Genomic DNA, 12,334 nt, shown 5'->3' with positions numbered 1-12,334 from the left:
ATACGTATCTGCACACCCGCCAAAACCACGCCAAGATATCCCCTCCGGGTATCAAAAACACGGTGCTAAATTTGCGCTGTTCGATACTCAAGGTGTCACCATGTGGGATAGAGAGCTTGCCCTGAAAACCCTGGGGATGTTGGCACTTGCCGGATTAAGTGGCGGGGTTCGTTCGACCCAAGAAAGAGTCGGGCATGCGGTTTCGTGCTCGTCTGGCTTGTAATTTTGTGGGATAACACCGCGAAATGAAGCTGCTTCAGATATTATGGTTTGATATTAAATTGAAAAAAATATATAAATCATAATCTTGAGCTTGAACGTTATGGCCGCTTTATAAGCTTTGATAACTTCTTAAATTGCAGCTCTTCGGGTACTGTTTTAATCGTCATCACAGCAAAGTACGCTGTTAATTGCACAGGTATGGCGGCATAAAACAAATAAGAAGTTGTGAGTCAACGACGCCATTTTTGATTTTAATAAGTGTGAGGAAAATACGATGAAATTTAAAGTGCAGAAAAAAGAGCTCAAAAACCTGAACGAAAAAAAATCACTGAATGCTCAACACACACGTCTGATTGGAGGTGGTGCTCAGGATAAGGCACCTGATCCAATTACTAATACCAGTCATTTTACATTTCAAGATTAATTGCCACTGCAAGACTCATAAGAAAGGGCATGGATGAAGTTCTTAGTATGCATAATTGGTGGACTGGTACTTATCTCAACTGAGGCGTGGCCGCAAAGCTTTGTTGGCAAGCTGACGGTGGGCGCGCCCAGACATCAGTATCATTTTGCTACTTCAAGTGGAAAAGCTTTGGATCATCTGGTTAAACTCGACCAGATTGTCTCAAAGGGTGAGCCTTTGCTGCGCTACCAGGAAGTAGGATCCACCAAGGAGGGTGTCAGGCTCATTCTGGCTGGCTCACAAGGAGTGGTCACGGAACTGAATTCGAGCACCTGGGTTGCCAAAGGTGAGCTTCTTGCTAAGTTACTGACACCCAAGCTATTAGGTATATTTGAGCCTGAGCATGGCGCTGCCGTGACCGCGCGAGCGCTGTGGTTTTGTCACGCTGGTAGCGAGTTCGAAGTGAGAGTGAGTTATGAAAGTCGTGGCAAAGTGTTTGTTACCTTGCATATGAATGAATACGTCATAGAGGTCAGTGAGTTATTCAAAAATGAGAAAAACGCGACGCTGTATACCAGTCCTGCCCAGTGTCGCAAACAGCGAGATGTCAGCCTTGGTGCTGGAAAATAACCGTGATCAATCGCTGATGTATCTGGCGGCCCTTACGGCAGGTGGTTCGCACGCCATACTATTCAATACTGAGATCGCTCTGGCGGATGGCCCTTCCAGATGTGATTGTCATCGCGTCACTTAGCTGGGCCTGTTTCCACTATCCATTGTCGTGTCAGCCTTTCTGCCTCATCTGATAATTAGCCAAAGTCAGAGCATGTGAAGTCCCTCGATTAGCTGTCGTGTAACAACGTAAAGTGCTGTCTTGATTTACATTGTGAACTGACCGTTGTTATGACACCCCAGTACGACTTGATGCAATGCTCCCGGGATGCACGGCCGAATGGAGATCACAAGTCGCTGTTGTTTTTTCCCGAGACCTGGCCGTCAACGCATCGAGCAAATGACCCCGCTGGCAGCGCACTGTGCGTCATTGCCTTATGCATTCAACCGCGCATTTAAGCGATATTCTCCATGCCGGATGAAGACCTTCACCAGGCTGTTTATGAAGGCCATATTTAAACATTATGGTGCTTTATGTTGTTGGTTTAAGTGTTTGAAATTTTGGTTTATTTTTCGTTTTTCAATTGTTTGACTCACTGTGTGTGATTACGTAGTTTGAGGGGGCTTTACAAGCAAATATCAATAACAGGAGGCAGGCAATGCTCAAGTTTAAAAAGAAAGTAATGAAAAGCTTGGTGGGTAAGGAGTGTCATACCGGGTTGACCAAAAATGTGGCCGGTGGTCATGATTTCCAGCCCAGTGCATTTCGTGGCTGTCAGTCTAACGATAGTTTCGCGCAAGATCTGCAAAACTAAAATTCTAAGCTGAGATGGTTACGACAAGTCCGGACACAGCTGGCAGGTGAAAACCCTATGTTGTATGGCCTGGCATGCCGTTACTTGAATGAGGTGAAATATGGATTTAACGCGTGAACAAGCGCTTTATGTAATGGGTGGCACCAATACTGAAAAGAAAGACTTTTCAAAAATTGAGTGTGATCTTTAACTAACCAAAAAGGAAAATAAAATGAAAGTCATTGAAAATAAAGCATTACTTACACTGGTTGCTGGTGGTATTGATGAAGGCGGTTGCATCTTGTTCCCGCCGCATGGTCTGAAATAGCCCCCAGCCCTGTGTGAAATGAGCAGCCATCAGTGGCTGTGACTCAAGCCGCAGAGGTTGCTGTGCGGCTTTTTTGATGCAATTTCAGGAGTCCATATATAACGCACTGTAGTGCTTTGAATGGGTGAAAAAGCACTGAATAACCTGGGGTGAGTTGTGCCATGCTCTGCCTGGGTTGTGGTTGCTTTGTGACGTTTTGACGGGAAAGAAGTGAATCACGCGTAATTTATCAGTTATTGTGGTTTGGTTCTTATAATACAGCAAAAAGGTGGTTACAATTGCGCCCAGTAGAAAGTCTCGATTGCATAACTCCGTACCCACGGGCGGATTAGTGGTAAAAAATAATTAAGGATTCTGTTCAATGGCACTGACAACAGTAATATTAGCCGCGGGCAAAGGCACTCGCATGCGTTCAAAGTTACCCAAAGTACTTCATCCTGTCGCAGGTCGGCCGATGGTACAGCACGTAATTGATAATGCAATCTCATTGGGCGCGAGCACGACTAATCTGGTGTATGGCCATGGTGCACAGCAGTTACAACAGGCGTTGAGCCACAATGAGGTAAACTGGGTACATCAAGCTGAACAATTGGGTACTGGCCATGCGGTTGCAGTGGCCAAAGAGCATATTGCTGACGATGACACAGTGCTGATTTTATATGGAGACGTACCGCTAACGCGTCTGTCTACATTGCAGCGCTTGCTGGATGTGACACCGGCAAAAGGGTTGGCCGTGCTTACGGTAAACCTTGATAACCCGATGGGTTATGGCCGTATGTTGCGGGAGAATGGCAAGTTGGTAGGCATTGTTGAGCAAAAAGATGCCACCCCAGAGCAACTGGCAATTCAAGAGATCAACACCGGTATCATGGCTGCCAATGGTGGATTACTGAAAACCTGGCTGGGTAAGTTGTCAAACAACAATGCACAAGGCGAATATTACCTCACTGACATCGTGGCGATGGCTCATCAGGATGGTGTTGAAATTACCTCTGCGCAACCCGATGATGCGATGGAAGTGGAAGGTGCGAATAACCGTGTACAGCTTGCTGCTTTGGAGCGGGCTTACCAGGGGTGGCAAGCAGAGACCCTGATGTTAAATGGTGCCAGCCTGGCGGATCCAAACCGCATTGATGTGCGTGGTGAGGTGAAAACTGGTCAGGACGTTCAAATTGATGTGAACGTGGTGTTCGAAGGACAAGTTGAACTGGGTGATGATGTGGTCATCGGGCCAAACTGTGTATTGAAAAACTGTCAGATTGGTAACGGCGTGGTCATTAAAGCTAATACGCTGATTGAAGATGCAACGGTAGGTGACGCGTGCACGCTTGGCCCATTTGCGCGATTGCGCCCAGGTGCCGTGATGGAAACAGACTCGCACGTTGGTAACTTTGTTGAGATGAAAAAATCGCGTTTGGGTAAAGGGTCCAAAGCAAACCACTTAACCTATCTGGGCGATGCTGAGATTGGTGAAAAGGTCAACATTGGTGCCGGCACTATCACCTGTAATTATGATGGCGTCAATAAATCAAAGACCATCATTGGTGACGGTGCGTTTATTGGCTCAAACTCTTCGTTGGTGGCACCCGTTGAGATTGGCAAGACAGCAACAATCGGCGCCGGCTCTGTGATCACCACCAAAGTGGCCGATGAAGAACTGGCGATTGCCAGAAGTAAGCAGCGTAACATTGGTAACTGGCAAAGACCGGTTAAAAAAGGCTGATGTAAACGGGGGCTTAAGCTCCCGTTTTTGATTCTGGGGTCGTGTATTTTTCAGACACACTATCGTTAGTTCCTTTCTGCAGGTCAAAGTGGTACATTACGGAGAGTTAATTAAAATTTAACAATAAAAAACTCAAACAATCGGGTGTTAGTTAATTATGGAAAATCTCTTTAGAAAAGAAGTATTAGAGAGTAAAAGACACCGGCTAGAAGGAGCTGTAAGTTTAGTTCAACCACCCGTGTTCAAGACACTGGCTTTACTTATCCTGATCGTCGTTGTTATAAGCATTATTTTTCTTGCCAGTGGCAGTTATGCGCGCAAAGAGCGTGTCTCTGGTGTCATAGAGCCCAATACCGGCATTCTCAAGCTGGTTGCCCCACAAACCGGGATAATTGCTGAAGTATTGGTGTCTGAAGGGGACTATGTGGAAGCGGATCAGCCCCTGTTACGGGTTGCGTCAGCGAAGCACAGTACTCAGTCACTGGAGCTCAATCAGGCATTGCTCAATCAGTATAATTTTCAGTTGCGTAACTTGCAGCAGCAGATCACGCAGCAAAAACGTCAACAAGCACTTGAACTAACGGAGCTCAGGCAACAAAAAGCCACCGCAGAAGCGCGTTTAAAAGAGCTGGATAGTCAGGCGAGTACGTTCGAAAAACGGCTTCAGTTGAATCAGCAGATGGTGGGTCAGATCAGTACCCTCAAAGGCACCGGTTATATTTCTGAGCTGGAATTACAGCGACAAAAAGACACTTTGCTGTCGTTACAGCAGCAGGCTTCTAGCATCCAGTCGGAACGGCTGACATTGACATCGCAAATTCAACAATACGAAACCGACCTGGAAAAACTGCCATTACAGCATAATGAGCGTCTCAGTCAGCTGGAATCCCAGCAGGCAGATCTACAGATCCAGTTATCATCGGTTGAACAACAACGCCTTGGGGAATTGCGTGCACCGAAAGCTGGTGTGGTCACAGGATTGCTCGGTAAAGTGGGTAAGAGTGTCAATGCAGGACAAAATCTGCTGAGTATTTTGCCGCAAGGCAGCCAGATGCAGGCGATCATTTATGTGCCGACGTCGTCATTTGGCTTTATCAACCTCGGTCAGGAAACCAAACTGCGTTACCACGCCTTTCCATACGAGAAGTTTGGTATCTACAACGGCACCATTGAGCAGGTCAGTAACAGTGTGATACTGCCAGATGAAACCAGCACGCCGGGTGTGATACAGCAGCCCGCTTATCGGGTTGTGGTGTCGCTGGAAGCGCAGCAGATCACCGCTTATGGCAAGGCGACACCACTGCGGGCCGGAATGATGCTCGATGCCGATATCATTGTCGAAGAACGCTCTTTATTGCGTTGGTTATTTGATCCCGTGTTTAGTATTAAAGGACAGCTGTAGGCTGCAACTACAAGAATAAAAAGGCTTTTTATGCACGTTGAAGACGAATCACCGGTACAGCAGTTACAGTTCTGGTCAAGGAAGTCACTGCCTGTCATTTTGCAATCTGAGGCCGCCGAATGTGGCCTTGCCAGTCTCGCCATGGTGGCCGCGTATCATGGCTATCACAGCGATCTTACCTCATTAAGGCAAAAGTTCAGTATTTCCATCGAAGGGGCAACCCTGCTGGATATTATGCATTTTGCTGAGAAGCTGGAAATGAGTTCACGGCCTTTGCGCATTGAACTCGAAGATCTCGATGCACTGCAAACTCCCTGTATCCTGCACTGGGATATGAATCACTTTGTGGTGCTGAAAAAGGCCAACGAAAAACGCATCGTGATCCATGACCCAGCGTCGGGCGAAAAAACGTATACCATGGCGGAGGCGTCCAAGCACTTCACCGGGGTGGCACTTGAGCTGACCCCGACCAAGAGCTTTGAAAAGAAAGAAAAGAAACCGAGTTTGCAGTTTTCGGATTTCTGGAGTCGTATCACCGGCCTGAAACGGTCACTGACGCTGATCTTCTTATTGTCTATTTTACTGCAAGTGTTCACCCTAGCTGCACCATATTATATTCAGCTGGTGATCGATGATGTGGTTTTAACCGGGGATACTAACTTATTAACTGTACTGGCCACCGGCTTTTTCCTGGTGCTGGTATTTGAAATTGCCACCAATGCATTGCGGGGCTTTACCTTGCTGCACTTTGGCAACCAGATGAATATTCAGCTCGGTGCAAACCTCTTCCACCATCTGGTACGGCTGCCGATTTCGTATTTTGAAAAACGTCATATGGGTGACGTTGTGTCCCGTTTTGGTTCATTGCAGCAGGTAAAGCAAATTCTCACCACCGGGGTGATCGAGGCCATCATTGACGGACTGATGGCCGTCATCACACTGGCCATGATCTTCTTTTATAGTCCCACTTTATCAGCGGTGGTCTTAGCGGCAGTAATAGCCTATGCCATTGTGCGCATTGCCATGTACCGACCGTTTCGCAATATCAGCGAGCAAGAGATCATGGCGCGCGCGGAAGAAAACTCCAACTTCATGGAAACCGTGCGAGGCATTCAGACAATCAAACTGTTTGGCTCTGAAGTAAAACGCGAAGGTCAGTGGCAAAACCGCTATGCCAATGCCATTAATCAGAGTATTCGCTTGGGTAACTTTCAGATTGGCTACGACGCCATCAATCGGGCGTTGTTTGGCATTGAAAACATCCTGGTGGTGTATCTGGCGGCGCACTTAGTGCTGGATGGTGGCTTCAGTACCGGGATGTTGTTTGCGTTTATGTCGTATAAACGCCAATTTATGGACAAAACAGCCAACCTGATTGAGAAGCTTATTGAATTTAAAATGGTCGGGCTGCACTTTGACCGTATCGCGGATATCGCATTAACCGACAAGGAGATCCTCCAACCTGATCAGGTCAAACAACACCAGGTAAAGGGTCAGATAGAGTTACGTAATATCAGCTTTGCGTATTCCGATGCGACCCCGAATGTACTGAATGATCTCAACCTGACCATCGAAGCAGGCGAGTCAGTGGCGATCACTGGCCCTTCTGGTTGTGGTAAATCGACCTTGCTGAAAATTATGTTAGGCCTGAACTTGCCAAAAAGCGGTGAGATACTGATTGACGGCGTACCTATGGAGCAGATTGGTGCACGTCAGTATCGTCAGCAAATTGCTGCCGTGATGCAGGACGATGAGCTCCTGTCCGGCTCCGTGGCGGATAACATCGCCTTTTTTGATACACCGATTGATATGGAGCGGGTGGTTTATTGCGCCCAACTTGCCGCGATCCATGATGATATCAGCCAGATGCCGATGAACTACGACAGTCTGATTGGGGACATGGGCTCGAGTCTGTCTGGAGGTCAGAAGCAGCGTATCATTCTGGCACGTGCCTTGTATAAACAACCTAAAATTCTGTTTATGGACGAAGCAACCAGCCATTTAGATACCAACCTGGAGTCAGACATCAATGAAGCGGTGTCGCGCCTGGATATTACCCGGGTGATTATTGCACACCGTAAAGAAACCATCGCGTCCGCAGATCGGGAAGTCAGACTGAAGAAGGCAGACTTACCGGACCCTTATGCACAAGAGGAAGAGTCCGTGTGTGAATAAGGCCACGTTGTATTGTTTTTAATATGTAAAAATTATGAGTGGTTACGGTTGAGCAGGCGGATATTTTAGGTTAACGTCAAACAAGGCTACATAGGTACAAACGGGGAAGCATGCATTATGGGTGCGTGCTTACCGGCGCCGACACGATAACAATAACGAAAGACGAATAGATTAAGGATGAACATGGCAGAACAATTTTCATTGTCGACACAGCAACGCGACACCATCAATACCCTCCTTGCAATTATTACAGACAAAGTCAGTACCAGCGTACGAGACGCCGATTTACCCCATGGCTTGCTGAGCGGGTTAGCAGGTCAGCTGCTGTTTTTATATAAAGCTTATGAGTATGATGCGAGTCTGGTTGACGAAGCGCTGTTTACCGAGAAGCTGGACGCCCTCCAGGAAGGATTGGATCAGCAGAGTTTTGAGATGAGTAATGGTCTGGCGGGACAAGCCTGGCTGCTGGAGTACCTGAATCAGGCCGATCCTGAAAATTACGACCCGGAGCTACTGGAAGAAATCGACGAGTTATTCCGCGAGTCTCTGGACCATCAACCGTGGCAGGGTGAAATCGAAATGGTACTGGGGTTGTCCGGGTTTGCACCTTATGCCTCCCGTCGTGCTAAGCAGTCTGATCAAACGGCCCTGTATGGCGTGATTGTCAATGGCCTGGAAAGCACTGCCACCCGGTTTGACAATGGCCATATCACCTGGTCACAACCACAAGAGTCAGTGTATCGCTTTAACAAAGATGAACCCACTGAGCCTGAGTATAACCTCGGCCTGGCACATGGTGTGCCGGGGATCATTGCGGCGTTGTTACCCGCAGTGCAGATCCCGGCGTTGAAAGAGCGGGTGACAACCCTGTTGCTGGGCGCCTGTGACTGGCTGTTAGAGCAGCAAAGTACGGACTGCACTTCGCATTCGTGTTTTGGTTCCAGCGCAGGGGGCGAGCACCACTCACGCCTGGGCTGGTGTTATGGTGATCTGACCATTGCCATGACTCTGGCACGGGTCGGCCAGCAGCTGGACCGTCCGAGTTATGTTGAGCGGGCACTTGAAATCGGCTTGCACGCTGCCGGGCGCGATGAGCAGTCTGGCCATATTACCGATGCCGGCCTTTGTCATGGTTTCTATGGTATGGCGGTGATTTATCAGATCCTGAATCAACTCATGCCGCACCCTCGCTTCGTTCAGGCAATGCAATACTGGGTTGATTATTCTCTTCGGCAATACACCGAGCGGGGTGTTGAATCTCTGTACTCGTATAACGGCTTAGACAAAGCATACAACGAAGATTTCGGGTTTCTCATGGGATATGCCGGCATAGGCCTGGCTTTAACCTCTTTATTTGATGACGACACAGGTTGGGTTGATTGTTTGTTAATGGCATAGGGAGTGAGTGATGTCTAAACAACTAAAAAATGATAATTTTTTTGTAATTCGTACGCCTCGGCTGGGACTGGAGCAACTGGCACAGTTCGGGCAGGACGATGCCGACACCAATGTGTTGTTGGCTGCCTGGCTGGCCACGCCTGGGGTCGAAGAAGCCATTTATCTGGCCAGCCCGTCTTTGCTTGAGCGGATTGATCAGTGGCGCACCAAACCTGACTCTAAGCAGGGGAAAAAGGTGGCGCATGCGCTGATAAAATACATGGTCCGGATGTGTTCCCGACCCACGCCATTCGGCCTGTTTTCTGGGATCCATCAGGGCAGTATCGCGCCACACACAGCGCTGAATGTTGCCGAGTTAACGCAGGATAGCCGTAAAACCCGGCTCGATATGTTTTATCTCAATGCGCTGAAAGATCACTTTATCAAGCATGCCTCACGCTCAGATACACTGACCTATAAGCCTAATTCTTCTCACTATTTTATTGCTGAGCAATGTCGCTACATAGAAACTTACCTGTCTGAAGAGACCATGCAGTATCGTCTGAGCGCGGTTGAAAGTGACGAGTACTTCCGTTTTGTGCTGGATGCTGCACGCGATGGTAAAAGTTTCAATGCCCTGGTGGCACAGTTTTGTGCCGAGTATGATGAGGCTGACCAGGAAGAAGTCGAAGCCTACGTTCAGGACCTGATTGATGAGGGCGTGCTACTGGCGGATATTCCCTTGCCGCTGACCGGAGAATCACCGGATCGCGCCTTATTAAAATCCATCACCGAAATTAAAGAGCTCGACACGGCTGATAAGCTGGCTACGGCACTGGCGCAGATTGATACACTGGATGCACAAAAAACCGGGGACATTGCCCCCTATAAACAATTGCTGGCTCACCTGCAAACCCTGCCAGTGAAGGTGCAGGAAAATAAGCTCTTCCAGAGTGATATTTATCGTGATTTTAATGACTGCCAGTTGGCTGAGCAGGACGTCTTACGTCTGCAAAAACAACTGGAGCTGATCGCGGGTTTGAGTGTCTCTGAGCAGGGTAACTCGCTGAGTCAGTTTATGACGAAGTTTAATGCCCGCTTTGAAGGTCAGTTTGTCCCGCTGGATAAAATCCTTGACGACGAGTCCGGGATAGGTATCTCCACCGAAACCGGGTATGAGGCGCCTCTGGTAGCGGGGTTGAATCTGGCCCGTGGAGGCTCTGCTCAGCAGACGATGCCGGAAGTCAGCGTGCTGGATGGCATTGTTGAAGATGCCCTGAGCCAGCCTCAAAATCGCGGTAAAGACTGTGTGGTATTACGTGGCAAAGAGCTGAAGCAAAAAATCACCAATAAAGATGCCGTTACTAAGTTCCCGTATTCATTCGCTATCATGGTAAGCCTGTATCAGGATGAACGTGGTAACCCGGTTCACAAATTTAATGGCTGTTATGGTCCTTCCGCGGCCAATTTGCTGGGTCGTTTTTGTCATCTGGATGACGGTCTTAAAGACAATGTGGTGGCCCATCTGGCCGCCGAACAGGCGCACAGTGACGAAGTGATTTTTGCCGAGGTGGTGCACATGCCGGAAGGGCGCCCGGGTAATGTCATCGCGCGTCCACACCTGCGCCAGTATGAAATTGTGTTCCTGGCCGACAGCGCCCTGGATGATGAGTATCAAATCCCATTAAGTGACCTGTATGTCTGGGTCGAAGGCCAGCGCGTGAAGCTCTGGAGTAAGCGGCTCAATAAACAAGTGGTACCGCGTTTGTCGAGCGCCCATAACTACTCAGCTCGCAGCCTGAGTGCATACAAGTTCCTGTGTATGTTGCAGCATCAGGATGGCAGGCCGCCGCAGTTTAAGTTGCCAGCCAGTCTGGAGCGGGCGTCATTTGTGCCACGTCTGATGCTGGATAATCTGATCCTGAGCGAAAAAACCTGGCGGATCGACAGAACTGAACTGGAAGCCATCAGCAAAAAAGGTCAGTTCGATCGTGCTAAGCTGGATGCCTTACTGGCAACCTATCAGCTCGATCCACAGGTCAGCTTTGCGATGTCTGACAATGTGTTACAGCTGGACTTACGTAACCCGGACATGTTTGCAATTTTACTGGCCGAGACAAAAGGTCATCGTCGGGTTGAACTTAAAGAAGTGATCAGCCAGCATTTTCCATCCAGAGTGGTCGATGCACAAGGCAATCACTACAGCAATGAGGTCATTATTCCTTTTACCAATGAGCATGCGCCACCGCATCGTCACTTCAGCGATGATCCTCTGGGCAACATCACCGCTGCCCCATTGAAGCGCCGCTTTAGTGCGGGATCCGAGTGGTTAAGCCTGAAGATATACTCGGGCAATTCACTGGTTGAACAATTGCTGACGGAAGAGTTGTTACCCATGATAGAGCAAAGTGGCGACCTGTACGACAAGTGGTTCTTTATCCGCTATGGCGATCCGGACTGGCATCTGCGCTTGCGTTTTCATGGTGATCCCGGACTGTTATGCGGCCAGTTGCTGCCTAAACTGAATGCCCTGCTGGATCCCAAAGTGGAGAGCGGCGAGCTACACAAAGTCGAACTGATGACTTATGAGCGTGAAGTAGAACGTTACGGCGGGCCCGAATCTATGGCTTTGGTAGAGTCGCTGTTTATGTACGACAGCGCGCTGATCGCTAAAACCTGTGCCTTGATTGATGAATACGGTGAGGATGTACGCTGGCGTATGGCGCTGGCACACACCCATAAACTACTGGATTTGTTTGAATACGATGAAGCCGGTCGCTTTGCGCTGATCAGCCAGTTACGCGATGGCTTTGGCAGAGAGTTTAATGAAACCAGTGTACTGCGTAAGCAGCTGGGGAATCGATATCGTGATTATGAAGCACAACTGGATAAAGATTTTGCGGTGCTGACTCAGCAGCCACAGGCACAAGCGGATGAAGCTCAACAGGCGTTGTTTACTATCCTGTCGCAATGGGCACTGGCAGCTGAGCCAGTGGTGACGGTGCTTAATCGTATGATCGATGAAGGCAAGCTCAATTGCAGCAAAGATACTTTACTCGGCTCGCTACTGCATATGCACAATAACCGGATGTTCAAGGCCTATGGTCGTGAGCAGGAGCTGGTGATCCACGATATGCTGCGTCGTAAGTATTTTTCGGCCGATAAAAAAGCCGATTAAGCAATTAAGAGACAAAAGCGCACCCTGAAGGCTACTTCAGGGGCGCTTTTTGTGTTTTCAGGGTCCATTGGCTACTTTTTAGTAAAAACACAACACAGGACAACCTCATGACGCGTATCA

General features: G+C 48.6%; 9 protein-coding genes. All 9 read left to right on the top strand.

The window, feature by feature from the left end:
- The first annotated feature begins 100 nt into the window (after positions 1 to 100).
- A complete protein-coding gene (locus QNM19_RS21535; protein ID WP_284027196.1) occupies positions 101 to 223 on the top strand; it encodes a hypothetical protein in 123 nt (40 codons plus the stop codon).
- A gap of 273 nt (positions 224 to 496) precedes the next feature.
- Complete coding sequence (locus QNM19_RS21530) at positions 497 to 646, top strand: hypothetical protein (RefSeq protein WP_284027195.1); 150 nt, start codon at positions 497 to 499, stop codon at positions 644 to 646.
- A 33-nt stretch (positions 647 to 679) separates the two neighbouring features.
- Complete coding sequence (locus QNM19_RS21525; RefSeq protein ID WP_284027194.1) at positions 680 to 1,255, top strand: hypothetical protein; 576 nt, start codon at positions 680 to 682, stop codon at positions 1,253 to 1,255.
- Positions 1,256 to 1,896: 641 nt separating this feature from the next.
- Positions 1,897 to 2,052, top strand: a complete 156-nt coding sequence (locus QNM19_RS21520) for a hypothetical protein (RefSeq protein WP_156202454.1) — start codon at positions 1,897 to 1,899, stop codon at positions 2,050 to 2,052.
- Positions 2,053 to 2,720: 668 nt separating this feature from the next.
- Positions 2,721 to 4,082, top strand: a complete 1,362-nt coding sequence (glmU, locus tag QNM19_RS21515; protein ID WP_049866115.1) for a bifunctional UDP-N-acetylglucosamine diphosphorylase/glucosamine-1-phosphate N-acetyltransferase GlmU — start codon at positions 2,721 to 2,723, stop codon at positions 4,080 to 4,082.
- A gap of 157 nt (positions 4,083 to 4,239) precedes the next feature.
- On the top strand, positions 4,240 to 5,484 hold the full coding sequence (locus QNM19_RS21510; protein ID WP_049866116.1) for an HlyD family secretion protein: 1,245 nt from the start codon (positions 4,240 to 4,242) through the stop codon (positions 5,482 to 5,484).
- Positions 5,485 to 5,514: 30 nt separating this feature from the next.
- Positions 5,515 to 7,659: a peptidase domain-containing ABC transporter gene (locus QNM19_RS21505; protein ID WP_049866117.1), complete on the top strand. Its 2,145-nt coding sequence runs from the start codon at positions 5,515 to 5,517 to the stop codon at positions 7,657 to 7,659.
- Between the two features lie 183 nt (positions 7,660 to 7,842).
- Positions 7,843 to 9,057, top strand: coding sequence for a lanthionine synthetase C family protein (locus tag QNM19_RS21500; protein WP_284027193.1), 1,215 nt, complete (start codon positions 7,843 to 7,845; stop codon positions 9,055 to 9,057).
- Between the two features lie 10 nt (positions 9,058 to 9,067).
- Positions 9,068 to 12,214 carry a lantibiotic dehydratase gene (locus QNM19_RS21495; RefSeq protein WP_284027192.1) on the top strand — a complete coding sequence of 1,049 codons (3,147 nt, stop codon included), beginning with the start codon at positions 9,068 to 9,070 and terminating at the stop codon, positions 12,212 to 12,214.
- Positions 12,215 to 12,334 lie beyond the last annotated feature (120 nt).

The sequence above is a fragment of the Pseudoalteromonas ardens genome (genome assembly GCF_030125445.1).
In the GTDB taxonomy this organism is placed as follows: domain Bacteria; phylum Pseudomonadota; class Gammaproteobacteria; order Enterobacterales; family Alteromonadaceae; genus Pseudoalteromonas; species Pseudoalteromonas ardens.
This window is presented reverse-complemented; position numbering and strand designations above follow the sequence as displayed.